At 58.8% G+C, this 25,576-nt stretch carries 21 protein-coding genes and 3 pseudogenes; 11 read left to right on the top strand and 13 right to left on the bottom strand.

Going from position 1 to position 25,576, the window contains the following annotated elements; genetic code table 11:
• On the top strand, positions 1-902 hold a 902-nt coding region (locus tag IYX23_RS04235), incomplete at its 5' end, for an amidohydrolase family protein (protein ID WP_196398824.1).
• An 868-nt stretch (positions 903-1,770) separates the two neighbouring features.
• Entirely contained in the window at positions 1,771-2,034 is a 264-nt protein-coding gene (locus IYX23_RS04230) for a hypothetical protein (RefSeq protein ID WP_196393263.1), read from the top strand.
• Between the two features lie 349 nt (positions 2,035-2,383).
• On the opposite strand, the gene IYX23_RS04225 is transcribed toward IYX23_RS04230, so the two are convergent.
• The 3 genes from IYX23_RS04225 to ccrA form a co-directional block, all read right to left on the bottom strand.
• Complete coding sequence (locus IYX23_RS04225) at positions 2,384-3,673, bottom strand: adenosylmethionine--8-amino-7-oxononanoate transaminase (RefSeq protein ID WP_196393262.1); 1,290 nt, start codon at positions 3,671-3,673, stop codon at positions 2,384-2,386.
• A gap of 217 nt (positions 3,674-3,890) precedes the next feature.
• Complete coding sequence (gene cysD / locus IYX23_RS04220) at positions 3,891-4,796, bottom strand: sulfate adenylyltransferase subunit CysD (RefSeq protein ID WP_196393261.1); 906 nt, start codon at positions 4,794-4,796, stop codon at positions 3,891-3,893.
• A gap of 92 nt (positions 4,797-4,888) precedes the next feature.
• Positions 4,889-6,160: a crotonyl-CoA carboxylase/reductase gene (ccrA, locus tag IYX23_RS04215; RefSeq protein WP_196393260.1), complete on the bottom strand. Its 1,272-nt coding sequence runs from the start codon at positions 6,158-6,160 to the stop codon at positions 4,889-4,891.
• A 286-nt stretch (positions 6,161-6,446) separates the two neighbouring features.
• On the opposite strand from ccrA, the gene IYX23_RS04210 reads away from it, so the two are divergent.
• Positions 6,447-7,364 (top strand): LysR family transcriptional regulator, encoded by a 918-nt coding sequence (locus tag IYX23_RS04210; protein WP_196393259.1) that lies wholly within the window; start codon positions 6,447-6,449, stop codon positions 7,362-7,364.
• On the opposite strand, the gene IYX23_RS04205 is transcribed toward IYX23_RS04210, so the two are convergent.
• Together IYX23_RS04205 and IYX23_RS04200 are read right to left on the bottom strand one after the other, a co-directional pair.
• Positions 7,361-8,251: a LysR substrate-binding domain-containing protein gene (locus tag IYX23_RS04205; RefSeq protein ID WP_196393258.1), complete on the bottom strand. Its 891-nt coding sequence runs from the start codon at positions 8,249-8,251 to the stop codon at positions 7,361-7,363. The genes IYX23_RS04210 and IYX23_RS04205 overlap by 4 nt on opposite strands.
• Positions 8,252-8,449: 198 nt before the next feature.
• Positions 8,450-8,626, bottom strand: coding sequence for a hypothetical protein (locus tag IYX23_RS04200; protein ID WP_196393257.1), 177 nt, complete (start codon positions 8,624-8,626; stop codon positions 8,450-8,452).
• A gap of 85 nt (positions 8,627-8,711) precedes the next feature.
• On the opposite strand from IYX23_RS04200, the gene IYX23_RS04195 reads away from it, so the two are divergent.
• The 5 genes from IYX23_RS04195 (at position 8,712) to IYX23_RS20110 (ending at position 15,643) form a co-directional block, all read left to right on the top strand.
• Entirely contained in the window at positions 8,712-10,298 is a 1,587-nt protein-coding gene (locus tag IYX23_RS04195; protein ID WP_196393256.1) for an MFS transporter, read from the top strand.
• Complete coding sequence (locus tag IYX23_RS04190) at positions 10,298-11,887, top strand: efflux transporter outer membrane subunit (RefSeq protein WP_196393255.1); 1,590 nt, start codon at positions 10,298-10,300, stop codon at positions 11,885-11,887. The genes IYX23_RS04195 and IYX23_RS04190 overlap by 1 nt, the downstream gene beginning before the upstream one ends.
• A gap of 55 nt (positions 11,888-11,942) precedes the next feature.
• A complete protein-coding gene (locus tag IYX23_RS04185) occupies positions 11,943-13,136 on the top strand; it encodes an HlyD family secretion protein (protein WP_196393254.1) in 1,194 nt (397 codons plus the stop codon).
• 86 nt (positions 13,137-13,222) lie between these two features.
• Positions 13,223-13,924 carry a hypothetical protein gene (locus tag IYX23_RS04180; protein ID WP_196393253.1) on the top strand — a complete coding sequence of 234 codons (702 nt, stop codon included), beginning with the start codon at positions 13,223-13,225 and terminating at the stop codon, positions 13,922-13,924.
• A gap of 771 nt (positions 13,925-14,695) precedes the next feature.
• On the top strand, positions 14,696-15,643 hold the full coding sequence (locus IYX23_RS20110) for a universal stress protein (protein WP_348643626.1): 948 nt from the start codon (positions 14,696-14,698) through the stop codon (positions 15,641-15,643).
• Positions 15,644-15,736: 93 nt separating this feature from the next.
• On the opposite strand, the pseudogene IYX23_RS04170 reads toward IYX23_RS20110, so the two are convergent.
• Positions 15,737-16,005: pseudogene (locus IYX23_RS04170) on the bottom strand (transposase); the annotation flags it as partial.
• 334 nt (positions 16,006-16,339) lie between these two features.
• On the opposite strand from IYX23_RS04170, the pseudogene IYX23_RS20105 reads away from it, so the two are divergent.
• A pseudogene (locus tag IYX23_RS20105) lies at positions 16,340-16,612 on the top strand (hypothetical protein); the annotation flags it as partial.
• 427 nt (positions 16,613-17,039) lie between these two features.
• Here IYX23_RS20105 and IYX23_RS04165 read toward each other — a convergent pair.
• The 5 genes from IYX23_RS04165 to amoA form a co-directional block, all read right to left on the bottom strand.
• Positions 17,040-18,092 carry an enolase C-terminal domain-like protein gene (locus IYX23_RS04165; protein ID WP_246716458.1) on the bottom strand — a complete coding sequence of 351 codons (1,053 nt, stop codon included), beginning with the start codon at positions 18,090-18,092 and terminating at the stop codon, positions 17,040-17,042.
• 53 nt (positions 18,093-18,145) lie between these two features.
• On the bottom strand, positions 18,146-18,532 hold the full coding sequence (locus tag IYX23_RS04160) for a tautomerase family protein (RefSeq protein ID WP_196393250.1): 387 nt from the start codon (positions 18,530-18,532) through the stop codon (positions 18,146-18,148).
• 120 nt (positions 18,533-18,652) lie between these two features.
• The gene (gene amoC, locus IYX23_RS04155) at positions 18,653-19,429 is read right to left on the bottom strand and encodes a bacterial ammonia monooxygenase, subunit AmoC (RefSeq protein WP_196393249.1); all 777 of its coding nucleotides are present in this window, start codon (positions 19,427-19,429) and stop codon (positions 18,653-18,655) included.
• Positions 19,430-19,500: 71 nt separating this feature from the next.
• Positions 19,501-20,727: a bacterial ammonia monooxygenase, subunit AmoB gene (gene amoB / locus IYX23_RS04150; protein WP_246716457.1), complete on the bottom strand. Its 1,227-nt coding sequence runs from the start codon at positions 20,725-20,727 to the stop codon at positions 19,501-19,503.
• 21 nt (positions 20,728-20,748) lie between these two features.
• On the bottom strand, positions 20,749-21,513 hold the full coding sequence (amoA, locus tag IYX23_RS04145; protein WP_348643624.1) for a bacterial ammonia monooxygenase, subunit AmoA: 765 nt from the start codon (positions 21,511-21,513) through the stop codon (positions 20,749-20,751).
• A 189-nt stretch (positions 21,514-21,702) separates the two neighbouring features.
• Here amoA and IYX23_RS04140 point away from each other — a divergent pair, with 189 nt between their 5' ends.
• Entirely contained in the window at positions 21,703-22,626 is a 924-nt protein-coding gene (locus IYX23_RS04140) for a LysR family transcriptional regulator (protein WP_196393247.1), read from the top strand.
• A 61-nt stretch (positions 22,627-22,687) separates the two neighbouring features.
• Here IYX23_RS04140 and IYX23_RS04135 read toward each other — a convergent pair whose 3' ends face one another.
• Positions 22,688-23,785, bottom strand: a complete 1,098-nt coding sequence (locus IYX23_RS04135) for a major royal jelly family protein (RefSeq protein WP_246716456.1) — start codon at positions 23,783-23,785, stop codon at positions 22,688-22,690.
• Between the two features lie 123 nt (positions 23,786-23,908).
• Here IYX23_RS04135 and IYX23_RS04130 point away from each other — a divergent pair, with 123 nt between their 5' ends.
• Complete coding sequence (locus tag IYX23_RS04130; protein ID WP_196393246.1) at positions 23,909-24,106, top strand: hypothetical protein; 198 nt, start codon at positions 23,909-23,911, stop codon at positions 24,104-24,106.
• Between the two features lie 933 nt (positions 24,107-25,039).
• Here IYX23_RS04130 and IYX23_RS20100 read toward each other — a convergent pair.
• Positions 25,040-25,342: pseudogene (locus tag IYX23_RS20100) on the bottom strand (OmpA family protein); the annotation flags it as partial.
• Positions 25,343-25,576: the final 234 nt, after the last annotated feature.

Here is a 25,576-nt window from a genome sequence, read left to right as displayed (position 1 = left end):
TCGCCACGATCGACGCGGCGCAGGGGCTGCCGCTGCATCTCGCCCATGTGCAGTTCTACGCCTATGGCAAGGAAGGCAAGAACGGCTTCTCGTCGGCCGGCGCGCTCTTCGCCGAGAAGATCAACGCCAATAAGAATGTGAGCGTCGACGTCGGCCAAGTGATGTTCTCGGACACGGTGACGATCTCGTCCGACGTTCTGAAACAGTTCAACAGCCTTCCCGGCGCGATTCCGAAGAAAGGCGCGATCTTCGACGGCGACGCCAATGGCGGCGGCATCGTGCCCTACGTCTATAAGGTTTCAAATTACTACAACGCCATCCAATGGGCGGCGGGCCTGGAGCTCTTCCTGCTCATTGAAAATCCTGAGCAGGTGTTCTTCACCACCGACCATCCGAACGGCGGTCCCTTCACGACCTATCCGGAACTCTTCGCGCTGCTGATGAGCGCCGATCTTCGCGCGCAGCATCTTGCGCGCCTTCCGGCTGAGGTGCTGGAGCACACCACGCTGCCGTCGATTTCGCGCGAATACACGCTTTACGAAATCGCGCAGATGAGCCGCTCCGGCGCCGCGAAGCTCTTTGGCTTCGTCGATCGCGGCCGGCTCAGTCCCGGCGCCGTCGCCGACATCGCCGTTTATAAGCCTGGACGCGACGTCGCCGGCATGTTCCGGCGCGCGGCCCTCGTGTTCAAGGATGGCGCTCTCGTCGTGCGCGATGGCCAAGTCTCGCATTACACGCGCGGCAAGACGCTGCATATTCGCCCGCGTTACGATGGGCAGATCACGAAGCGCCTCGATTCCTATTACGACGAGCTTTACGGCCTGCCGCGCAGCATTTTCGACGTGCCCGACGCGGCGCTGCCGCACAAGGACACCTTTGCGGAGGTTCCATGCCGGATATAATTCGCAACGGCGTGACGATAGACGACAATTTCGCCGAAGCCTTCCCCATGAGCGGGACGGGCATGCGCGTGAGCTATCGGCGACATAGGCACTCGCGGGACAGGGCGTGGCAACGATGCGCTTGTAATCGATGGGCGCTCTTCGGGCGCCACACGGGACGGACTTTAGAAGTGAATGAAGAGGAGGCTGCTCCGATGGGACACTTCGACAAGTGCCTTCTGCTCTTGGTTCGATCTGACAATGATATTCCTCGCGCTTGCAGGGAAGCTCGAGAGTTTCTAGTGTTTCGGGACGCCCGATTCCCGACAATTCATGAAGAGCACAACGAAGAGTTTGTCGGAATATGGGTTGACCCGTTGGTGGTCGGTTCACCCCCAGAACTGTTAAGCCACACCTCGGCATCTGATCATCGCGCATTCCGGACCAGCGAGTCATTTGGTTCGAGTGGAATATGGCTATTGTGTTGGTTAGATGCTGCACTTGGAAGCAATTCAGTGGATCTCGGAGCTTTACGTGAATCGTTGGTGTTAGCCTTGGTTGAACAGCGGACACTTTATCAACATCATACTACTCCGCAGTTCGCTCCAGTCTTCGATGCGGCCGATGGGTTGGCGCATATTCGTCTTCAGACCGAGCGGTTACGAATATTGTTTCCCGGAATAATTGGCGAGCCCCTCACATGGAACAGAACGACTCGATTCATATGGCGTTGGACGAATTCGAGCACGCAGAGGCCAGCAGCGAAGTTGACCACTGATCGGAATTAAACTTTATGAATTGATCGCGTTTTCTGCGGTAAGGCGATGTCCGCCCAACCGCAGCGTGATCTAGCGCCAGAGTTCTAGGCGCGATCGAATAGGAGCCCAGAATGAGAATTAGAGAAATGTCGGCGGCGGCGGTCGCGCTTGCCGGACTCTTCCTCCCGCTGGAGCCCGCGGCTGCGCGCGATAACTTTGAATTTAGAAGTCCGCGCGCCCATTTCGGCGTTGATGGAAACAAGAGCCATCGCCACAGTGGCGCCTGGATCGGTCACGATCGCGGACATTGGGGCGCAGACCGCGGTCGGCGCTGGGGCCATGGTCACGATCACTTCAGCCCCCGGGGACATGGCGGCCATCATTGGGGCTGGTGAGGCGCGTGGCGCGCCCCGACCTTTTGGACTCGGGGCGGGACACTTTAGGTTCGCCGGAGGGGAGCTTCTCAATCAGGCGCTAGAGGTGTTCGGCGGCGCTTCGATCAGTCCGCTGCGGGTTGATGCCGGCCAGATCTCGACGGCGGCCATAGTCCCCATAACCTTGGCGAGATTGCCGGTCCTTCGGGTTAACAGGACGAACGATTGCAGCGCTGACAGCGGTTTATCTTTCCTAACCCGCTTGCGGAGGAGGCCGCCCGGCCGGTTCTGGGCCGCTCAATCCCGCGAATTGGCACTCTGCCTTCTAACGATAAGAGGTAAATGAAGGGCCTAAATGCAGGATCGCCACCTATAAAGCTTTGGCGGTCGCCACGACTGCATCCGTCAATGTCCGCAGTTCTGCATCCTGTATGTTCAGCGCGGGAGTGAGGTAGATGCAATCCGTCAACGTGCGAACCCACGCGCCTTGCGCGAGAAGACTGGTTCGGACCCTTCCGTGATCCAACTCCCTGTTGAATTGCACTACACCAATCGCTCCTAGCACTCGTACATCGATGACCATTGGTAGATCACGGCACGGTTCAAGGTCGCGCTTCAGAGCGAACTCTACCCGTTGCGCCTGCTCCAACCTGGGCTCGCTCTCGAATAGATCCAGAGATGCGTTCGCGGCGCTGCAAGCGAGGGGATTTGCCATATAGGTCGGACCATGCATGAGGGCTTTCTGGTGATCATCGGACCAGAACGCCTCGAAAACATGAACACGAGCGAGCGTGGCCGCCAACGTAATTGCGCCTCCAGTCAGCCCTTTCCCGATACACATGATGTCAGGAATCACGCTCGCGTGTTCACAGGCAAACATCCTACCGGTGCGGCCAAAGCCGGTGAAAATCTCGTCGGCGATCATGATGATGCCATGTTTTGTGCAAAGCTCTCGCACACTCCGCAAGGTCGCCGCATCATGAAATTTCATGCCTCCCGCGCCCTGCACAATCGGTTCGATGATGGCAGCAGCAATACGATCTCGCTCTCGTCTCAGCAAATCATCTAGTGCCGTCTTTGTCTCCTTGTCGCGGGGGAGATCGGCCAAAAAATTCTTTGGAAGGTAATCCCCGAAGTGGTTGTGCATGCCCTCGTCCGGATCGCAGATCGCCATGCACGCAGTTGTGTCCCCATGGTAGCCATGGCGAAAGTGGACAAATTTTGTGCGCCCCGTTTCTCCCTTGTTCAACCAGTACTGCACAGCCATTTTGAGAGCGACTTCTACCGCGACCGAACCTGAATCGACGAAAAACACCCGGGTAAGGTCGCCGGGAGAAATCGCGGCGATCCGTCTGGCGAGACGCAGTGCCGGTTCGTGGGTTATCCCTCCAAACATGATATGTGGCATACGCTCCATCTGCGTGCACATGGCAGCGAGAATATGCGGATGATTGTAGCCATGACATGCCGTCCACCAGGAACCGACGCCGTCGATTAACTCGCGTCCGTCTGCAAGCCGAATGCGTGCGCCGCGCGTTGCGTCAGCGAGCAAAGGCCGCGGGTCGGTCTTCATTTGGGTGTACGGCAACCAAATATTGGCGCCATCGAGACCTCCCCTGTCCTCCTCACCATACGAGTGCCCGTCGTTGGAGCAGATCATGCGCTTCCTCGAGGATTGAATGAAAAAAGAGATGTCGTGGAAATGAAAAGATCGGGAATGATTTGCACGCCGGCTACGTCACCCTTAACCAGAGGCTGGTCAGATCGCGTGCGGCTGGACGGCGACTAAACAATTAGCTTGCGCCTCTTTCGCGCTGACAACCGGAATTTTTCTCCAAACTCCTGTGATTTTCGCCTTTCTCTATCAGCGGGTGTTGCTAGAAATAGCCTTCACGCTTCTTTTGCTCGAGCGAACCGCCGTCCTCGCCGTCGCTGATGCGCCCCTGCCGCTCAGACCATTTTGAACGCAACGTTTCCTCCACGACGGTTTCGATATCGGCCGCTTCGGACTCGATGGCGCCGGTGACCGGCCAGCAACCGAGCGTCCGAAAGCGTACTGTCTTCGTCACGACACTCTCGCCGGGCTGGAATCGCATTCTGCTTTCGTCGTCGATGACGACGAACGAACCCTTTCTTTCGACGACGGACCGCGGCGCCGCGAAATAGAGCGGCGCCAGTTCAATCTTGTGCATCAGCACGTAGTCCCACAAATCCGCCTCGGTCCAGTTTGACAGCGGGAACACCCGGGCCGATTGCCCTTTGCCGAGGCGCAGATTGAACTGACGCCAGAACTCGGGCCGCTGCTGGCGCGGATCCCAGACATGTTTGTCGCTGCGGACTGAAACGATCCGCTCCTTTGCCCGCGACCGCTCTTCGTCGCGCCGCGCGCCGCCGAAAATCACGTCATATTTTCCGTGATCAAGCGCCGCCTTCAGCGGCTCGGTGCGCATGAGCAGCGTATATCGGTCGCCGTAATCGAACGGGTTTATGCCCGCGGCGCGCCCGTCTTCGTTCGCATGAGCGATCAGTGTGAAGCCATGCGTTCGCGCGAAGGAGTCACGAAATTCGATGAGGGAACGGAACTCCCAGGTCGAGTCGATATGCAGCAGCGGGAATGGCGGCTTGGATGGAAAAAAGGCGCGGAGCGCGAGATGCGCAAGCACGGTTGAATCCTTGCCCGCCGAAAACAGCATCACCGGTCGTTCGGCTTCCGCTACCGCTTCTCGAAGAATATGGATGGACTCCGCCTCGAGCCAGGAAAGTTGAGAAAGTTGGCCCTTCAATACAATGCGTCTCCTCTCACCCTCAGCGGAGTCCTGCGCGGTCGACCGCCAAGCGATCCGACGTCTCGGCGCCGGTCGCCGCTATTCGCCGATCATGCCGGTTCGGAGACGCGTGCGCCTTCGCGCGCCGCGGCGACCGTCTCGCTGAACGTCTTCAGCCCGGGCTTCGGCGCCATCACGAGCGCCGCCATATTTCCCGGCGCATGTTCGTTGCGCCACATCTTCATGTGCGCTTCGGGAATGCTGGTCCACGAAAACACTTCGGACATGCAGGGATCGACGCGGCGGTCGAGCACGAACTGGTTGGCGGCGCTCGCCTGCTTCAGATGCGCGAAATGAGAGCCCTGAATGCGCTTCTGACGCATCCAGACGTAACGCGCGTCGAAGGTGATATTAAAGCCCGATGTGCCGGCGCAGAACACGACCATGCCGCCGCGCTTCACGACCAGCACCGAGACCGGAAAGGTCGCCTCGCCGGGATGTTCGAAGACGATGTCGAGGTCCTTCTTGCCGGTAAGGTCCCAGATCGCCTTGCCGAATCTGCGTGCTTCCATGGTCCATTGGTGGAATTCCGGCGAATTGACCTTCGGCAGCTGACCCCAGCACCTGAAATCCTTTCGGTTGATGACGCCCTTGGCGCCGAGCGACATAACATAGTCGCGCTTCGAATTATCCGAGATGACCCCAATCGCATTGGCGCCGACCGCCGCGCAAATCTGCACGGCGAAAACGCCAAGACCGCCGGATGCGCCCCAGACGAGTACGTTATGTCCGGGCTTCAACTCATGCGGCGTGTGGCCGAAGAGCATGCGATAGGCGGTGGCGAGCGTTAAGGTGTAGCAGGCCGACTCCTCCCAAGTCAGGTGCTTGGGCCGCTCCATGAGCTGTCGGTCCTGCGCGCGGCAGAACTGGGCGAAAGAACCGTCCGGTGTTTGATAACCCCAAATCCTTTGCGACGTCGAGTGCATCGGGTCGCCGCCATTGCACTCCTCATCGTCGCCATCATCCTGATTGCAATGGATGATGACCTCGTCGCCGATCTTCCAGCGCCTAACCTTGGAGCCTACCGCCCAGACGATGCCGGATGCATCGGAGCCGGCGATGTGATGCAGACTGTTGTGTCCGTCGAACATAGACACAGGTTCGCCGAGCGAGGCCCAGATTCCATTGTAGTTGACGCCGGCCGCCATCACGAGCACGAGCACATCGTGACTGTCGAGTTCCCAGGTCGGCACGACCTCCATCTGCATGGCGGTTTCCGGCGGGCCCTGACGCTCGCGGCGGATCGCCCAGGCGTACATGTTCTTCGGCACATGTCCGAGCGGCGGGAATTCGCCAATTTCATACAGATCCTTGAGCATCATTTCTCCTCAATGCAACTGTCAGAAAAGACTATGAATACTTCGAGTTTGTGAAAAATTCGAAGTTTAGAATGAATCGTTCGGAAAAAGACAACGCTTGGAGCGAACAGGCGCGTGCGCCCGAAGGCGGATCGTTTGGCGCGATCAGATGACAAGAACCTCGGCGAAGGGGCCCAGCCCCGCCTTTTCAGATCGACCGATGTCGCCGTCATCCATGGCGAGCCTGTCGCTGATGCGGCGCAAATTTTTCGGTTGATGGAACGAGTCGTTCCGATCCATAGAATGACTTATGAGCTTTTTGAACTACCATCATCTCCGATACTTCTGGGCGATCGCAAAGGAAGGCGGCCTGACGCGCGCGGCAAAATTGCTGAATGTGTCGCCGTCCTCGCTATCGGTCCAACTGAAGTCCTTGGAGGAGCAGCTTGGTCAGACGCTTTTCGAGCGTGATGGCCGCGCGCTTCGCCTGACCGAAGCGGGGCGCATCGCCTTCGACTACGCAAAGGTGGTCTTCAAGTCCGGCGATGAGCTGCTGAGCACATTTAAGAGCTTGAGCCTCGGTCATCGTCAGATGCTGCGCATCGGGTCCGTCGCAACGCTTTCCCGCAACTTCCAGATCGAGTTACTCAAACCGCTGATCGATCGCGAGGACGTCGAGCTGGTCGTGAAGTCGGGGGCGCTCGGAGAGCTTCTGCCCCAGCTGGAAGCGCATGCGCTCGATGTCGTGTTCGCCAACCAGCGGGCGACCATGGAGCTGAATTCAGACTGGCAGAACCTGCTCATTGCTGAGCAGGCGGTCAGCATCATTGGCCATCCCGAGCTGGTGAAAAAAGGAAAGGGCAGAGGCGCTTCTTTTCGATTTCCGCACGATCTCGCAAGAGTGCCGATTGTTCTCCCTGGGCGCGGAGAGGCGATCAGGATCGCTTTCGATCGCATCGTTGAAGAAGCTGGCATCAGGCCAATCGTGCTGGCCGAAGTCGACGACATGGCAATGCTGCGTTTGATCGTCAGAGAGAGCCATAGCGTCACGCTGGCGCCGCCGGTCGTGGTTAAGGACGAACTCGCATCCGGCGCGTTGGTCGAGCTTTGTCGCCTCGAGCAGATTACGGAGTCCTTTTACGCCATTACCCGAAACCGTCGCTTCGAGCACCCGCTGCTGAAAGAACTCCTCGGGTCGAGCGACAGCGATCGTCAAGGGAATAGCTAGCGCGCGTCGACGCCACCGATGATCTGGGCAATGGCGGAATTCCTTATCTTCCTTTGAGCTGTCACCGCGTAGATTCTCTCTTCCACCCCGTGAATAGCGCCGATAACCTCCAGCCCATAGCGCTGGCGGACGTCCTGCAGCGCGTCAGTCGGCGCGAAAGTGAGTGCGTCGCAACTCGCGGCGACGCTCTTTCTCAATTCGCTGTCCCCGATTTCCGACTTGATCTCCGGCTCAATTCCCTGAGTTTCGAGCCAATGATCCAGCGATTGTCGCAAGGGGCTTTTCTGAATTGGCAATACGACGGGCGCGCGATGAAGCGACTGCGGAAAGCGCTTGCTATGGCTTTTCACTTTGGCCGCCGGGCCGACCAGAGAGATTTCGAGGGTCGCAAGCAGGTGGCTAGACGCGCCGTTGTGATCGGAACACGCCGTGGGCGCAGTCAGGATCGCAAGATCGTAGGCGCGCAGCCGCAAATCCTGCAACAAGCGCTCCGCATCGCTGTTGGCGCAGCAAAGCGTCGGCGGATGCTGAGCATTCAGCGCGCGCGACAGCAGCTGGAGCGCGACCGACCTGTCGACGCTGTCGCAGACGCCGACCTTCAGATTGCGGCTCGGTTCCGGAGACGCGCCTTCCAGCCATTTAGTCAGTTCGTCGCCCACGCTGAATATTTCATCCGCATAATTGAAGACGAGCCAGCCGTTCTCGGTCAGATCGAGTTTCCGGCCCTCCCGCTTGAACACCTTCGAGCCGATCGCCTTCTCGAACAGCACGAGCTGGCCGCTAATGGTGGGTTGCGCGAGGTTCAACGTTTCACAGGCGCTCTTGATCGAGCCCGTCTTCGCGACCATCCAGAAGTAGTACAGGTGCTGATAGTTGAGCCGGTCCAATATGAAAGCCTGCGGTCTGTTTCTCGGATCTCATACAGCGCGGGCATTGCAAGGAAAATTTCGCATTTGCGAAGCTGCCGTTCGGTTTTGTCAAAGGAATGTGACAGCGACGGCTTGAGCCAGAAGCCAACTGCGGTTTCCCCAGCGATCTACTGGGTGGGGAGCGTTTGCGCGCCGGCGCCGAAGCAAGGTCGTTCATCAGATGGAGCGCTCACGAGGTCGTTTTGAACGCACATTCTTCTTGGCGCGCACAGACGCGAAAGTATCGAAAAAGGCAATGTTACGTTTGGTTTTTCGAATTTGTTGCGCGTCAGGCTTTTTGCTAACGAAGAAAGCCGTCGGCGGAAACACCTTGTGTGGAAGTGAATCGTTCATCTGAGTCAATCGTGCAACAAGTTGTGCTCGCCGTCACGGATGCGCTCGCCAACGTCGAGCCGCATTTTCGCCAACGGCGGCCAGCATGATCGTATCATTCGATAGGCTGGTTGGCGGCAAGCTGCTTCTGTTTCTTGGCGCGCTGGGGATTGGATACGTCGACGTCTTGTCGAATGTCTCCGGCCATAGCGTGCTGTCGCCTTACTCAGCCGGATCGCTTGAAGGCGTTACGCCGAGCTTCGGCGCTTGGGGAACGACCTTCTATCTCATCGGCGTAGCCCTTGGCGTGCCGCTCGCGAGAGTCTTCTCCGGTCGCTACGGCGAATATCGCGTGCTGACGTTCGGCTACTTATGTTACGCGATCGCCTCGCTGATTTGCGTCTCGAGCGAGAGCGTTTTTATGTACGCCCCGACGAGATTCGTGTTCGGGATCTTCGGCGGCCTTCTTGCGGTCGTCAGTCAATCGGCGGCGCTGGGGGAACTGCCAGAAAAACAGTACAGGATCGGCCTCGGCTATTGGGCCGCGCTCGGCATATTGCCTTATACGCTGGCGGTGTTTCTCGGCGGCTTCTGGGCCGAGTATTTTTCCTGGCGCTGGCTCTTCTACGCCAACGCCACGCTGGGCGTTCTCATCTCAGCGATCATTGGCGCGCTGCTTTACGGCCGCGAATATAAGCGCAAGATCGTGCGCTTCGACGCCGTGGGCTATGTGCTGCTCGTGATCACCTTAATCGCCATGCAGATGATGCTGAGCCTGGGCAATGATTTCGATTGGTTCGGCTCGTCACTGCTGTCGATCGCGCTGATCACCGTCATGTTCTCTCTACCTCTCTTTATCATCTGGGAATGGGGCGAACGCCACCCGATCGTCGATGTAAGGCTCTTTTCGCGTTCGAGTTACGCCATTGGCGTCCTCAGCGGCTTTCTCGGTTTCCTCGTCATACAGGGGCTCATGTCGCTGCTGTCGGTGCAGATGCAGCTCCTGCTCGGCTACACCTCCTCGCTCGCAGGCCATGTCTATCTCGCGATGATGGTCGCGGGCCTGCCGCTCGCGGGCTTCATGTATGAGATTTCGAAGAAGCTCGATGTGCGCTTTGTGATCTGTATGATGTGCATATGCTCGTCGGTCGTGCTCACCTGGCTCGGGCTCTTCGACAAGAACGCTTCATACGATAAGCTCGCTATACCGGTTGTTTTCCTGGGCTTTTGTGTCGCCGCGCTATCGGCGCCGACGTCGACCCTCGCGACTTACGGGTTATCAGGACCCGCGTATAAGCGGGCGGCGGAAGAGTTCCTGCTGTTTCGTCTCGTCGGCGGCGCCTTTGGTATCGCGTTTCAGAGCGTCGTCTACTTCCGCCGCGCGCCGTGGCACCAGCTCAACCTGTCCGAATATCTCGGCGGCCGCCGCTACGCCTCGCTCGACACGCTGACGGCGTTAACGCAACAGCTTCAGTCGTTGGGCCTGTCTGAATCGGTCACGCGTCGCGTGATTGCGCGCGCCGTCCGCCAACAAGCGGGCATTCTCGCGATGGATGACGCATTTCTGCTCGGCGCCGTCATTATGTTCCTGCTTGGCGTTGTCGTCTGGTTTGCCAAACTCCAGAAATATCCAGCAATGCCGGCAGGCGCCTCGGCGCCTCCTCCCCGTCAGACGATGGCGGCGGAGCATTGATGCTTCTCGTTCATAAAATTCGTCGGCTCTCAGCCAAACTCGGGCGCGCGGCCCGCGTTAGCGTCGCCGCGGTGTCCTGTGCTTCGCTCGCAGCGTGCATGCCCATCGACAGAGCGGACCGCTCACAATTCATCGAGCAGCCCGCAATGACCCGCACGCTCTCGCAAGCGGGCCTTCCTGTCGTAGAGGGCGAGACAGCCTGGCCGCGAGAGGACTGGTGGCGCGCCTTCCGCAGCGCCGAACTCGACGCGATCATCGACAAGGCGCTGGCCGACAATCAGAACTTCCGTAAGGCGCAAAATGCGCTCCGGGAGGCCGACGCCGCCATTCGTATTTTCGGCGCCCGTCTCCTGCCGGAAATCAATTCAACGTTCGGTATGCGGCAGTCGCGCAATCCGCTGCACGGAGTCGTCGCTTCCTACAATCCGGAGCAAGGCGGTCTGGAAAAGACCATGGCCTTCATCAATCCGCTGGCGTTGACCTGGGAATTGGACTTTTGGCAGAAGAATCGCGCGCTACTCGATGCCGCGATCGGTGAGGCTGCGGCGCAGGCGGGCGAGACTGAGCAAAGCCGGCTTCTCCTGACGACGGGGGTCGCGCGAGCGTATTTGCGCGGCTACGCGCTGACGCAGCAGTCGGGTCTCGCATCCACGTTGGTGAAGATGCGCCGGGAGCTGCGCGCGCTGGCCGAGACCCGCTATCGGACCGGGCTCGATACGCTCGATGGCGTTCAGATCGCCCGCACCAATGAAGAGGTCGCCGTACGGCGCGAGGCGACTGTCAAGGCGGCGATCACGCTGCAGCGCGACGCGCTTGCGCGGCTAATGGGCGAGGGGCCTGACGCGGGCCTCACGGTTCTCAACGGGCGCGGCAGCATCGCGCCGGCGCAGCCCGCATTGCCGAAAGCTCTGCCGATCGAATTGTTACGGAGACGTCCCGATCTCGCGGCCGCGCTCGCGCGGGCCGAGGCTTGGGCGGCGCGTGTTCACGCCGCGAAAACTCTGTTTCTCCCCTCCGTCGATCTTGCGCTTGGCGGCGGCTTCGAAGGCTCCGTCACTTCGACAAAGATTAGTAAGCTTTCGGGTTTTCTCTTCAATCCTTCCGCGCTCGGCTATGTCGTCGCCCCGACCATTCGCCTGCCCGTCTTCCAGGGCGGCCGACTGAGCGGCAATCTTGAAGTGCAACGCGCGGAATATGATCAGGCAGTCGACGCCTATAACGACACGCTGCTGCAGGCCGCGCAGCAGGTCGCTGATGGGATCGCCAATCTCAGGCGTGCGCGCTCGGAATTCGATGCGCAAAGCCGTTTCGTTCGGGCGCGCCGGACCGAACTGGCGCTGTCGAAGGTCCGGCTGCGCGACGGCCTGCGCGACCAGCGAGAAATCCTGCAGGAACGCGCCGACCTGTTCGATGCGATCTTTACCCTGCGCGGGCTCGAAGGCGACCGTCTGATCGCCGCTGTCGATCTTTATCAGGCGCTTGGAGGCGGCTTTGCAGGCGGGCCGGGGCCGGATTATCCGAAGCCCGCGCCCGAGACCGATCCAATCACGCCCGTCGTCGAAGGAATCCAGTCGCTGACCGGCGGCTGAGACGAGATTGCGCGGGAGTAAATGTTGATGCGGCAAGCGGTGGTGTGATCAGTCCATGTCTCTGTCGAGAAAAAGCATCCGCGCGAGAAGGTCCTTTCTTCTTAAAGTCGTCTTCCTGGCAATTGCGGTCGCCGCGTTCCTAGCGCTGTTCAAATGGCTCACTTACGACCGTGACCGCGTCACGACGGACAACGCCTTCGTTACTGGCAACATCATTCCGGTCATGGCCGACGCTACGGGCGTCGTCGCCGCTGTGAATGCCGAAGAAACACAGTTCGTCAAAAAGGGCGATGTGCTGGTTCGGCTCGACGCCCAGCGCGCGCGCGCGGTGTTGGGACAAGCCGAGGCGGAACTCGGCCGCGCCGTGCGCGCCGTCGGCGCGCTCTTCGCCAATCGGCAGCAGGTATGCCAGAAACTTGCCTCCCGTAAGGCGATACGCGAACGGACATGGCACGATCTCGCCCGTTATCGGTCGGCCGCGCCGAGCGGCGCCGCGTCGCGCCAGCTTCTGCAGAACACCGAGGACCAGCTCGCGGCGCAGGAAGCCGATCTGCGCGAGACGCGCGCCGAGCTACAGGCGTTCGATGCGCGCCTCATCAATGCGACGCGCGTCAGCCATCCCGATATCGAATGGGCGAAGGCGCGCTTCAACGACGCCTATGTCGAAACGCTGCGCCAGAACATTCGCGCGCCGGCGACGGGCTATGTCGCCAAGCGCCGCGTTCAGGTCGGCTTCCGCGTCAAGCCCGGCGACCAGATCATGAATATCGTTCCGCTGGATCATCTCTGGGTCGAGGCCAATCTCTGGGAGAACCGTCTTGAGAGCATTAGGCCGGGGCAGAAGGCGGAGATCATTGTCGATCTATACGGGAGCAAACGAACCTATCATGGCGTCGTCGAAGGCGTCGTGCCCGGCTCGGGAAGCGTGTTCGCCACGCTGCCGCCAGACAACGCCACCGGCAACTTCATCCGTATTGTGCAGCGCATCCCGGTGCGCATCGCAATCGACCCGGAAGAGCTGAAAAAGCAGCCGCTGCGGCCGGGGCTTTCGACGATCACGACGATCGACGTGAACAGCACGCCCGCGTCGCCCAATGACTCGATCGTCAAGACGGCGACGAGCGAATATACGACCGAAGTATTCGACAAGGATCTGGCTGAAGCAAGGGCGCGCGCCGAAGCCGTGATCAAGAACAATTTGCTTGACGCGCCGGACGCGGCGGAAGCCTGCGCCGTTGCGGTGAAATGAGTCGCAGCGGCGCCGCCCTTTGCGTTAAACAGACCAGACTAGGTTTCCGGTCCGATCGTTGCTTTGCGGGCGTCGGAGCAAGCTGAATGGAGCGAAAGCAACACCTTCAGAACATTCTGCTCGGCCTGCTTTCCGGGCCGCTGCTTGCCGCGCTGATCCTTCTCGTTCCGATGGGGATTCTGACGGGCCTGTCGGTCGTCCTCGATCCGTCGCTCGCAATGTACGAATTCGTGCCGGAAGAGGTGCTTCTCGTCCCTTTCATTCTTCTCGCCGTTCTCATCTCGTCAGCAAACGTCAGGCTTGCCGTCGTCATGTCCCGCGACACGAAAGCCGGTCGCATCATCAAAGTGAGGACCGACCGCTATGTCGATGATCCAAGCGGCGCGCAGAATATTCACGGCCATCGGGGCCGCGCGTTAGCTGATGAACTGAAGCATTTCATCGCGAGGCGCGAAGATAAGGCCGTCTCGCTGAGCAAGCCGATCGGCGAGGATTACGGCTGGGGCTTCTGGCTTCGGGAGAAAGCCTTTTCCCCCGTCTGGGTCGCCATCGCGCATACCGGCAACCCTAAAGACGACGAAAGCGTGGAGGAATATATCATCGCTATCACGCTGGAGCCGCCCATCCTGCCATGGCGACGTCTGCGCTATAAGCCAGATTTCGCGCTGAGAGACGAGGTCGAGCAGCGCGTGAGGGAATTTCTCGCCGAGAAAAATATTCCCTTCGCGATCGAGTGGGAGGAATGGGTTGATCCCGAGCCTCATCCGCAACCGCCACCGAGATTTTGACGTTGGATCCGACGATGTTGAACGCAGAAGGGCCGGCAAGTAGGCCCGAGGCGGTGAAAGTGACAATGAGCGATTGCCGCAGCAATGCTTCAACAAGGCCGGTTACCGTCGCCAGGATCAGCAGCGCGGTGATTTCGATGAAGGCGGATTTCGTGACGGATTCCATTGATAGCGTTTGCCTCCGCGAGGAGGAGCGCGGTGCTGAGCCTCTGCTTAGCGCGCCGCAGCCTTGCCCGTATCCACTCCGCGCCTATCTCAACCTCGAGCGCGTGTGTCACCCGATAGATTCAGCGCCTCGCGGGAAACGAGGCTAACGCAAGAACCAGGGAGGGAGGATTGCACCTCCAGAGAACGAAATTCACGCACATTCTGGCCGCGACGGATTTTTCCGGCAGTTCGATCTCCGCGCTGAAGCGTGGATTTCTGATCGCGAAAGCCGCTGGGGCCCGATATTCGGTTGTTCACGCGATTGACGATGGCGCCCTAACCTCGCTGCGGCGACTTTTTGACGAGACGTTTGATCCATTCTCAAAAAATGTCGAAGAAAAAGCTCGGAAACAACTGGGTGAAGTCGTTTCGGGCGCAAGCCAGGACTGCGGAATTTACGCGGAGCTGCGGCTTGAAAATGGCCCGGCCTGGGCTGCGGTTTGCTCTATCGCGGACACAACCGATGCAGGCTTGATCGTCATCGGAGCGCATGGCGGCGGATTTTTGTCCCAGTCTACCATCGGCTCGACCGTTTCCCGCATTCTTCACCAGAGCAGACAGCCCGTGCTGATCGTGAAACGGCAGCCCGTTCAGGCGTACAAGCGCGTCCTTGTGGCTGTGGACTTCTCTCCCGTGTCGGCAGCGACGGTTAGCTTGGCGCACGCCATCGCGCCCGAGGCGACGATCATTCTGATGCATGCGTTCGACGAGCCATTGTTTGAAGAGATCCTCGAATATGACGACGGCGAGCACATCGTTGATCGCTATCGTGAGCGCGCCCATCGAGAGCTTCAGGCGCTCGCAGCCGCATCCGGACTGTCCGCCTCAGAGATTTCGATTCACGTCGTCCAGGGCGACCCCAAGCAGGAAATCGTCGCTCATGCGAATAAGCTCGGCTGTGATTTGATCGTCATGGGCAAGCATGGTGGCGGTGTTATCGATGAACTTCTTCTCGGCAGTGTCGCAAAACGAGTGCTAACAGACGCCGAAAGCGACATGCTCATCATCGTCGATGCGCGCGAGCCCGAACTTTGGCGCTTCGCCCAGGACAAAAAAGCAAAAACAAGATTGCTTCACTCGGATCAATTCGACATCAGCGCCTGGGGCGTTGACAAGGCAGGCTCGCTGAAGCCGCTCGTGGCCGGCGAGGTTGGAGATGAGATCGTGGAGAAGCTTCGAGAGGCGTTCGCGAAAGCAGATGCTTGCGAATTCCATTTCGGTGCGACGCTCCCGCACGAAGATGTAGAGGCACGCGCCGTCGATCTTGTCATGACGCTGCCGTTCTCGGGCAACGAAGCGTGGGATGGGCCTCTACTCCTTATCTCGCTCGAGAATGTCGTCCAGGAGCAGATCGATAAATTCGACGCCTCCGGCGGAACCGATCCAGATCCGGATGAATTGACGAAGTTGCGAGACGGTTTGCACATGCTTGCGAACCGTCTCAATAAGGCGCGGATCCGGAATGCGGCAAAAATCGCTCGGCGTGAAGAATATAAGGCGCCGCTCTTTTGATCGTCGCCTGCCAGGGCGATCAGCAACCAGCGGGAGCATTTTTGACAACAATCACGATTGCTTCGGCTTGCTCGCGTCGCGTGCCCGTCTCGGCGCGCCGAATAGGCGGATGACGGCGACCTCGTTGGGGAAGAGGCCGACGACCTCCGTGCGCCGCTTGATCTCGCCGTTCAGGCGTTCGATCGGATTTGTGCTGTGCCGCTTGGCGCGGTGGGCGGCGGGGAAGCTCATATGGGCGAGCACGTCACTCTCGGCTTCGTCCATCAGCGTGGCGAGTTGGGGCGCAACTGATCGGCGACCTTGCGCCATTGGCCTTTTGCAGCTTCGGCGTCGTCCTGCGCAAAGGCGGTCGTCATGCACGCGATGTGGCGCGACGGCGCCGTCGATGTCGGCGAGTCAACGGCGCGCGAAGCCGACGTCGCCGCGCGGGTCAAAAATCGCAAGCTTCTCGGCGCGCACGCATGACGCCGCGACGCGCAAAGATTTTGCGGACGATCACGCCAAACGCGATCGTCTTTTGAGCAAAAGAACTCCGCGCAAGCGGATGAGAACTGGTGCACCAAGGACGGAAGCACGCTCTTTGCCTGTGGCCGTTCACCCGGAGCACGCCGGAATGCCTGTGGCTCAAGCCCGTGAATCTGACGGCAAAACGCGCCGCGACGGATCCGATGTCGCTTGGCTGTTGCAGCCGAAAGACGACAGTTCTCCGTCGCAGCGCGGCGCGGCGATAGTCGCTTCGACATTTGCTCGACGACTTTCCTGAAGAGGCGTTTCGCACCGACTATTACGGGCTCGACATCGCCTTCAACGACGATGGCGACTGACCGCGGCTGGACCTATGTGACGCAAACGGATCTCGCCCTGCGCGGCAAGACCCCGCCATTCAACCACCACGACACAAATACACTGCAGCGGGTCGCGCCCCCGACGCCAAATCCGCTCGTAAAGCGCGGGCCTGTTATCAGGTGAATTTTTTATCGTTAACCGGGTCGGGATTGTCGCTAGCCGGGATTCGATTGCCATTATCTGAATTGCGATGGGTTGAGCGGGATCAGCGCGCCAATAGTCGGGATATGAGAATTGTTATCTGGAATGGCGGCGCCGTAAGGCGGGTGGATGTTGTCGGACTGCGACAACGCCTTGCGTATTGCGAATCGCACAAGATGATTCGGGTTTTCGGCCCGTCCCCCGGTCTTGAATGGTCCTCGACAAACCTCTCGGCCTGGGTAGGTGTTGTGCAAGGCGGGCCGAATTTGTATCCGGGGGCGCAGTGGCCGCAAAGAATGCGAGGTTTTTCCGCTGCGCGATCGGGCGCCCGATTCCGCTCCCTTTCCAATCGCCAGCGTCTAGGGTTCGCATCCAGGCTGTTTGAACGGAGCATGCGCCGCACAAGCTGTTAGCCTGAAATGCTGACTCCAATAGCAGCTTCATCCCAATCAAGGCCTGTTCCGGCGACAGCGGGCATATGCAACATGCCGTCGACGACCTCATAGGGCTGCTTCAGGATTGGATTGACCCAGTTCTGCCACTCAAGCCAATGCGACGTTTCTGATACTCGCATGACGTGGGCGCCGACCTCTGGATAGAGGTGCGTAGAAATGGGCGCCCCGAACGCCGCCGCGATGGCTGCCGATTTTAGCCAGCCGGTTACGCCGCCGATCCTCATGAAATCAGGCATAACCAGGTCGCATGCCTTCATTTGAAGCGCACGGTGCAGATCCCGGTGACCGTAGAAATTTTCTCCTATCTGCAGCGGCGTTTTCAGTTGCGAAGCGAGGCGCGCATATCCATCCAGATTGTCGTAAACGATGGGTTCCTCAATCCAATCCAGGCCCAAGCTGTCAACCGATTGGCACCTCACGAGCGCTTCTGCAAGATCGAGCCCTTGATTGAAATCCGCCATCAAATGAACATCGGGGCCAACTGCAGCGCGCACAGTTTCGATAGCGCGTATATCCTCTTCCGCGGTTGCGCGGCCGAGCCGGATCTTCAGTCCCGCGAATCCTCCTTCTTGGATGAGTCTCGCTGCTTCCTCGCCTAATTGCGCTGGATCAGTCAGCCAAAGACCATTGCTGTTGTATGCCTTCACCAGCCCAACCGTGCCGCCGAGGAGCACGCACAAAGGTAGATTCGCGGCCTTCGCCAATGCGTCCCACGCCGCCATATCGAGCCCCGAGACGGCGATCATACTCAAGCCCTGGTAGCCAACGAAATGGAGAGACTTGCGGGTGAGTTCGAATAACTCGGTCGGCGCGACGGCATGACCCTCGAGAAGCTCGCCAAAATCCTCCAAGGCGGCGACGATGTATTTCATCGCCTTTGCCGTGTACGGTTCGAGGTAGCTTCGCCCAACGACTCCTTCATTCGTGAAAAGATCGATGAGGATTACAGGCCAGTCGGAGATCGTCGCTATTCTGGCGACGATCGGGCGTTCCAATTTGAGGATCAAGGGCCGCGCCCTGATGCTTTTGATCGTCAGTCGGCCAATTGTCATTCCAAGACTCACATATCGGCGTATTGCGCTTCGCCGTTTCCGAACGACCAGTTCTCTTTGGGAACCTCGACGAGGCTGATGAAAACGTCCTCAACGCGAAGTCCCAGGCGCGAATGAAGTTCTTTCGCCACCGCTCGATAAAAAGATTTCTTCTGCTCGACCGATCGTCCTGCGTTGAGCGTGATCTGGATGAACACGCAGTCCTGCGTGCGTTTGATTCCAAGATAATTCTCGTCGGCAATGAGGGCGTGTTCTGGATGTTCGGCGATCACCTGGAAGCGGTCGTCCTTGGGAACGTTCAAGACCTCGATCATGGCCTGATAGATGACGTCGCCGATGCCGCGACAATATTCGACAGGCTTGCCTTCGATGAGATCGATGCGCACGAGAGGCATTTGAGCTCTCCTATTTTTTTGGCGATGCGAATCGGGCGCAAGCGTCGATGCGGATTGCAGCTTGGAAACGAGCGCCCCGAGGGTTCGTCGGGGCGCACGCACGCGCCGCAGGCGCCTTTGTCAGGCCGCGTCCTCGATCTGGTCCAAAAGTTGAACGAGACGCATCACCTGCTGCAGCAAAATTCCGCCGACGCCAAGGGCAAACCACACGCCAGTGACGAAGCCCCAATGAATCGGCGCTGCGAAGAACTCCTCGCGAAACCAGAAGGTGTGGCCCCACTCGTTAAATCCTACGCTAACGAAGATCATGAACGGACCGACGACCGCAAGCGTCAGAGGGAGAGAAATCCCATTGGCGTAAAGCGGCAGACGCGTCCTCGCGTACAGCCACGCCGAGCCGCCCATCAGGATGTAGAAGGGAAAGTTGAAGTAGAATTCGATGATGTGGTTGGCGGTGAAAGGCGTGTCGCGGACGGAAACCTGATGCCAGGAATTGTCCTGCTCCGCAAAATAGCTGCCGGCCCAATAAACAGCGAATGTGTAGATGCTGATCCACATCGTCAGCGTGAAGTAGCGCGTAATCTCCTCCTTTGGCGTAATCTTATCGAGGTTTCGATCGCGGGTGAACCAAAGATAGCCCCACAGCATCGGAAACACGATCAACAGAAATGCGCCCTCGAGGTAGAGCAATCGCATCCAATGAATGTCGAACGCCGGATCGGAAGAGTCTAGGCCGGTCGAAATAGCATAAGCGCCCTGATACATCCGAAAGCCGACGTAGATGACGGTCATCACGGCGAAGGTCAGGAGATATTTCGGCAGGTCTCTCAGATACCAGGGCAGATTGAAAGGCGCCCGCGGGGTGGATTGGGAGATTGTTTGCGCGGTGGTGCTCATGGCCGCTCCTTTGGTTGGCCTGAATTTTTTCGCGCGCGCGACGCTCTTTGCCCCGCCGCGCGAGATTGTCATTAGAATTTCGGGATGACCGGAGCGGACACGCTGGAGACATAGCGTTGGCCCGCATTGTCATAGAGGAAGAGTAAGCCTCCCATCCGCGTATCCGCGTCGCGGATCAGGCCATCGAGCCTCTCCCGCTGCCAAAGCGAATCCTCGGCCGTGATACGAATCGTTCTCGTCTCGCCCGGCGCAATGGGATCCGCTGTGTCGATGCTCAGCCCTTCGCGTGCAGCCAAAGCGGCGCCCTCGTCCTGTGGCGGCTGGACAACCGCGGGGTTAAGGAAGCGCACATTTGCGGTCGCGAACTCGCCAACCCGGACGGGATGGTCGGAGCCGTTATGAAGCAGCGCGGTCATGATCATTGCACGAGCAGGCACATTGTATTCGGCGCGCTGAATCTTGACCTGCACCGCTCCGACGTCGACGGCGGGCGGAAGCGTATCGATCTGATCCATTGCGGCTTGCAGAGGGATGGCGTTTGGATATTTTAGATCCGTTACGAAGTTCGCGCCGAATACGATCATCGGAACTGCGAAGATGATCGCCGCACCAATCTTCCGGTCGAGCGGGGAGATAAGGCTCGCGTCTTGGCCGGCATGCAGCATTTTATAGCGTGGAATAAACAGCGGACGCCTGACCCACCAAAGCAGCCACGCCGAACCGAGCGCGATCCAGAAGCCGTGCCAGGCCACGCCATTCGCGAGCCCGTATGTCTCCATGTCTATCACGCTGCCATCGAGCGTCTTGATCTGGTTAGTGAATGCGGAGGCATCGCCCTCGACTTCCATCCATTGGCCCGGGCCCACGACGGAGCCCGCGTCATGCAGATTGACGAATGGATGAAGATGGAAGCGACCAGGAATCCTGGCCTTCATCACGATTTTGAATTCGTAGTCGCCGCCGAGTTTCAAAGCGGAGGAGCTGACGGACGATTGTCCGTTGAGATAGCGCTCGGTTCGAATGAAGACGGGGCCCGGAGCGGAGACATTGAGATAGGTCGCGTCCGGTTGCGCCACCCCGCGCGGCCAGTCCGCATTGACGTGGAACTTACCGGTAATGACAACCTCTTCATTGACGTTGAGCTTCGCCTTCGACCACGCCACATCGTACCATTGGATCGTACGCATGCGGACGAAGGGCTCCAGGGCCTTTTCGCCATGGGCGAGCGCTGCTTCGGGCGCAAGCGCTCCGGCGCACAATCCGAGGCAAGCGGCGCTGAAGAGAGTCTTGAGTGACATTTTCATCTCGTTGCCTCTCCCTCAGATATTCTTGACGTATTTTGTCGTCGCAAATGCTTTTCCCAGATACCACCAGAGCGGATACATCAGGGTGCAAAGCAGCGCTGAACAAAACGCCGACAACGGCGTCGCATATTGGCCGTAGGTTCGCAGCGTTCCACGCTCGATAATGCGAAGATATTCAGGCGTCCCCGCGCGGATGTATTGAAAGCCGAAGAGGTCGGCCACGGTGAGCTGTGCGCCGCCATACTCCACCGGCACATGAAACATGCCGAAAATGGGCCAGTTGGTCGGGTAGAAAAGCAGGGCGAAAACCATGCCGCCAAAGATGCTCGTGACAGTCAGACTGTTGCTCAACATCAAAATTGCGTCGAGGACGAGCGCGCTCGGCAACATCGTGGCTGGCAGGACTTCGTTTATCGGGAAGAAGTTCCACATGTGATAGGCGAAGAAGCGCGTGATCCATGTGCCGATCAGCAAGCATGAGATGCAAAGCGTCGCGCCAAGCGGCAACCTGAAGTTTGGCCAAAGCACGGCCTGTACCGCCGCGGGGAAGGTAATCATCATCAGGGGAGTGATGAGCGGCCACCATTGCCGATCCTTCCAGTCTTGCCAGAAGTCCCAATCGCCGACGGTCAGCGCAACGTGCAAGTGGAAGGAGCCAATGAAAAGGAATAACGCGAGCACCAGGATCAGATAGTCATAGGCGCGGCTCAGTCTCGCCTTTTCCCCTGTATAGGGCCGTGCTGGAATATCCAGGGATTTGCCAGTCATGCGGTCCTCCACGAAGGTTAGCTCTCTGTGCGACTCCTTCCCGAACGGCGGCCAGAATGGCGAACGACGAGACGGCGCAACTCTCGGCAAGCCTAGGGAGCGCGAGGCGCTGCGTGAAATGGCGAGTTTTGATAGCCCTATGAATAAAAATCACCGTCGACGCATTTGCCGCGCGCGGAGAGAGCCTAGTGAGGAAACGCCATGACCGAGCTGCATAATTTCGACATCAACCTGCTCGTGGCGTTCGACCTCCTCATGGAAGAAAAGAACGTCTCGCGCGCCGCCGAACGCCTGTTCGTTACGCAGTCGGCGATGAGCCATACCTTGCAGCGGCTCAGACAACAGTTGGACGATCCACTACTCGTCAAGACGCCGGGAGGCATGAAGCCGACAGAGCGCGCGCTGTCGCTGGTCGACCCGGTGAAGGCCCTGCTACGCGACATCAAGCGCCTGATCCGTGCGCCGGAAGAATTCGTTCCTGCACAAAGCAGGCGGCGGTTTGTGATCGCCGCAACTGATTACATGGACCTGCTGGTGCTTCCTCCGCTCATCGAGCGCATTGCGTTGGGCGCGCCGGGCATCGACATCCATGTCAAGAGAACCGAGTCGCCATTTCCAGAAGCGGACCTTGAGCACAATGATCTCGATGTCGTGCTGGGCTTCGATGCGATACTAAAGCCGCCGGCCTATTTGAGCAGAACAAAGCTTTTTGACGACCGAATGGCCTGCGTCGTCGGCATGCAGCATATGATCGGCAAAAGCGGTCGGCTAACGCTTGAGGAATATGTCTCGCGCAAGCACATGCTGATCTCCCGTACCGGCACACGTGTTGGACTAATCGACGAGTGGCTCGCCGAGCGAGGGCTGGCGCGCCGCATCGCGTTGATCGTGCCTCACTTCCTCTCGGCCCCCTTCATTGTGGCGAAGACCGATATGATCTTGTCCCTGCCGGAGCGGATCGCCATTGACTTTATCGGCCTTGCCCCGCTGAAAATTGTGTCCATCCCGATCGAATTGCCGGCCTATGACCTCGTCATGGTCTGGCACCCGCTCCATGATCTCGACCCCGCCCATCGCTGGTTGCGTGATCAAATCGTCGAAGTTTCCCGGAACCTGCGTGTTTAGCTATCTGACCTTGACGGCGCCTTTGCCTTTTGCCGGTCCTGTTTCGACGTCGGCCAAAGCCTCATCTGCCCGCGAGGCCGGAGGCCATCGCTTTGACCTCGATGAGGAAATACGGCGGCTTCGACAATGACTCTCCGCCGTTTAGAACAGCGGATTTGTGCAAGCGATTAACGACGGCATAGAGCTTGCCCCCCGGCCCAAAACTCAGCGAGTCGACCCAGGACAACTCTTCGTCTTGTGCGAGCCGCTGATAACTGCGATCCCCCTTGATCACCCCGATCGCATTTTCGGCAAGATCGCCGAGGTAGATGTTATCGTCCCTGTCGATGCTGATGCCGTCGCAGATGGGCTTGGCGCTATAGCGCTCAACCCGCGCGCCAAGCTCCGCTTCGCCGAGAGCTTCATCGGCCAAGTCAGCGGCCTTTATGCGGTAAAGGCTCGTTCCGTGCATAGGACCAAAATACACCCATTCGTTCTGCAGATCTTCAGTGATCGGGTTGACGCCGATATGGGGGCGCACGAGATGACCGGCGGGGTCTTTCACCTGAATGGGGCGCCCATCGATGACAAAATCGATATTCTCGGGCACAACGCTGGAGTGACCTTCCAACACGCGACGCGCGGCGCCCGTTTGCAGATCCACCACGATGAACGCTGCATTTGCTCCACCCGCGGGATCGGCGATGAATATCTTGTTGTGCTTGCCGTCGACGGCAAAATCGTTGACGAACGCATCTTTGGGAGCGATAGGCGGCGGTAAATAGATAACGCGGTGCAACTTATCGGCCTTCGTATCCCAGCCGACAAGTTTTGGCGTGACTCCGCTGCGCATGCCATTATCGAGCATCCAGACAACGTCGTCGGCGCCGCTCCTAACGCCAAGAACAGAATCCAGCTTGAGCTCAGAATGGCTCAGCCGGTCATTGAGTTCTTTGTTGGGAAAGGGCGCGAGCGAACCGTCGTCGCGATGCTCAACGACCGAGTAATTCGGTTCGTAGAACTGATGCTGGCTCATAATGACTTTGCCGCTCCCGGTGACCGTGACGTTGCCGGGCGCTTGCGCGAGCCTTGCTATGATTTCGTAGTTGGGCTGCTGTGCGGCTTCCGCTCGGCTCACAAAAACGGCCAGCATTGACAGGAAGATTAGGCTCGTTCGCATGGGAACTCCGGGACGGCTTTGGACGCCGACGGATTCTATCCTGTCGAACGTTACCCGGCGCATGATGCTTGCTCATGGCGCCATTAGTGGATTCGATACAAAGCATTGGGGAAGCATGCGCCGTTGATCTTCGGCGCGGTGTCCACATGTGACCGGCGCCCGGCCGAGGCGGCTCTGACGTTGGTTGCGATCTTCCACTTAAAGGGTCTGCTGAGCCGATTTGCCGCGCCCAAAGGCATCGCCGCAGTGATATTCCCGACGCTCGAAATCGCTCGGGCGATCGTCGAAGGGTTCAAGGACGCCAATGCTAATGAAAACTGAGAGACCTCGATCTCGCCGCAGACCTTTCCTTTAGAGTTCGCCGCAGGCTCTCAACGACGTGCAAGTGGCGTGCGTTGGCTGCAATCGGCGTCCTATGGATGTTCGCACCCTCCGCCTTCTGACCTGCCGCTGAGCAATCATGCGAGACGAGCATCGCGAGATCGCGCCCTATGCGCTGCGAAATCGACAAGCATGCTCCCTAGACATCGAAAACCGCGCTCGTTCAGCGCGTCGATAGGCGAGCGGAAAACTGGGAGCGCAGCGATAACGATGGCGCCAAATTGATCACCCTGGCTCCCGCCCCACCCCGGGGCTTGGTCAGCTCGCCCCCGCTGTGCGGGGAACGCAAGAGCAGCTAAGACGAGGAGTGGGCCGAGCCCGTCCGGCTGCGTCTAGGATCATGAGCTTCCGCATCAACGAACGATTGGAGATCGCTCCCAGAAAATTGAGTGGGTCGTCGATTGGACTTGACTTAGCCCGAATTTCGCACAGAGCTTGGGCTTATAGGGTTCATGAACGTCATCGTCATGGCTTCCTTCCGCCGCTCGACCAAGGAGGCCGAGCGTGCGCTCGGATGCGCAGAGAGGACAAATGATCAACTCCGTCATCGCATGTGCGCTCATGATGAAGCTGTCTATGACGACAAAGCTCGAAATGGCCCGGCTCTTCCCAGAAGTGGCCAACTACTGCATGACACATCCTTCCGGGAAGGTTCGCGTCTTCTACCGGTTCGAGGGTTCGGGAAGATCATCACGGTCCCGCGGACGCCGTTGAGCCACAAGAAGCTTCAGTGACGGCAAAACCGCGCCAGAGATTTGGAACACGGTCATTGCGGCTTGTCCCGTCGAACGCCCAAATGCGGCTTTTGCGACCGTTCGTTTGAATTTGCGCCATAGCCCTCAAACTTGCTGAAACCACTTTTCTTAGCATTCGCTACTTTTGAGTTACGCCTAGCGAGATTCGTCGATTTTTTGTCCGTCCCTCCTCAGTGTCATTGGTTGCGACCGGATGGCTTTCGCCATAACCTTTCGTGTTGAGGCGTGAAGCGTCCACGCCCATTCTCGTCAACTCGCGCATCACCGAGTCTGCGCGCGCTTTTGACAGTCTCCTATTTGCGCTCCGGGCGCCGACGCTGTCCGTATAACCGCCAATCACGGATATGACGTTCGGATAGGCCGCCAGGATGTCTGCGATGTTTTTTAACTGATCCTGAAATGCGGCTTGCGGTTTTGCTTTGCCCGTCTCGAATTGGAGGCGGTCGAAGTCGAACCAGGTCACTCCTTCTATCTTCGCTTCACGCTCGAGAAACTCGAGCAGATTGGCCTCCATGCCGGAGCTCGGAACATTCAATATGAGACCGCTGGGCAGCTTCCTGCTTAAAAATTTAGGCGGCCCGCCAGCCGCCGTTCTCGTGCTGGTGTCTTGTTCCCGGCCGCTTGGCTGGGCTTCCTCCACGGCGGATTTCGTTTC

The organism is Methylocystis sp. L43, assembly GCF_015709525.1.
Classification (GTDB): Bacteria; Pseudomonadota; Alphaproteobacteria; order Rhizobiales; family Beijerinckiaceae; genus Methylocystis.
This window is presented reverse-complemented; position numbering and strand designations above follow the sequence as displayed.

Excerpts from the sequence above, each read along its gene's own strand:
- IYX23_RS04225 (WP_196393262.1), bottom strand. The coding sequence starts at position 3,673 with ATGATCTGCTCCAACGACGGGCACTCGTATGGTGAGGAGGACAGGGGA.
- amoB (WP_246716457.1), bottom strand. The coding sequence starts at position 20,727 with ATGTCACTCAAGACTCTCTTCAGCGCCGCTTGCCTCGGATTGTGCGCC.
- ccrA (WP_196393260.1), bottom strand. The coding sequence starts at position 6,160 with ATGATGCTCAAGGATCTGTATGAAATTGGCGAATTCCCGCCGCTCGGA.
- IYX23_RS04195 (WP_196393256.1), top strand. The coding sequence starts at position 8,712 with ATGATCGTATCATTCGATAGGCTGGTTGGCGGCAAGCTGCTTCTGTTT.
- IYX23_RS04180 (WP_196393253.1), top strand. The coding sequence starts at position 13,223 with ATGGAGCGAAAGCAACACCTTCAGAACATTCTGCTCGGCCTGCTTTCC.
- IYX23_RS04230 (WP_196393263.1), top strand. The coding sequence starts at position 1,771 with ATGAGAATTAGAGAAATGTCGGCGGCGGCGGTCGCGCTTGCCGGACTC.
- amoC (WP_196393249.1), bottom strand. The coding sequence starts at position 19,429 with ATGAGCACCACCGCGCAAACAATCTCCCAATCCACCCCGCGGGCGCCT.
- IYX23_RS04135 (WP_246716456.1), bottom strand. The coding sequence starts at position 23,785 with ATGCGAACGAGCCTAATCTTCCTGTCAATGCTGGCCGTTTTTGTGAGC.
- IYX23_RS04210 (WP_196393259.1), top strand. The coding sequence starts at position 6,447 with ATGAGCTTTTTGAACTACCATCATCTCCGATACTTCTGGGCGATCGCA.
- IYX23_RS04140 (WP_196393247.1), top strand. The coding sequence starts at position 21,703 with ATGACCGAGCTGCATAATTTCGACATCAACCTGCTCGTGGCGTTCGAC.
- IYX23_RS04190 (WP_196393255.1), top strand. The coding sequence starts at position 10,298 with ATGCTTCTCGTTCATAAAATTCGTCGGCTCTCAGCCAAACTCGGGCGC.
- IYX23_RS04160 (WP_196393250.1), bottom strand. The coding sequence starts at position 18,532 with ATGCCTCTCGTGCGCATCGATCTCATCGAAGGCAAGCCTGTCGAATAT.
- IYX23_RS04200 (WP_196393257.1), bottom strand. The coding sequence starts at position 8,626 with ATGAACGATTCACTTCCACACAAGGTGTTTCCGCCGACGGCTTTCTTC.
- IYX23_RS04185 (WP_196393254.1), top strand. The coding sequence starts at position 11,943 with ATGTCTCTGTCGAGAAAAAGCATCCGCGCGAGAAGGTCCTTTCTTCTT.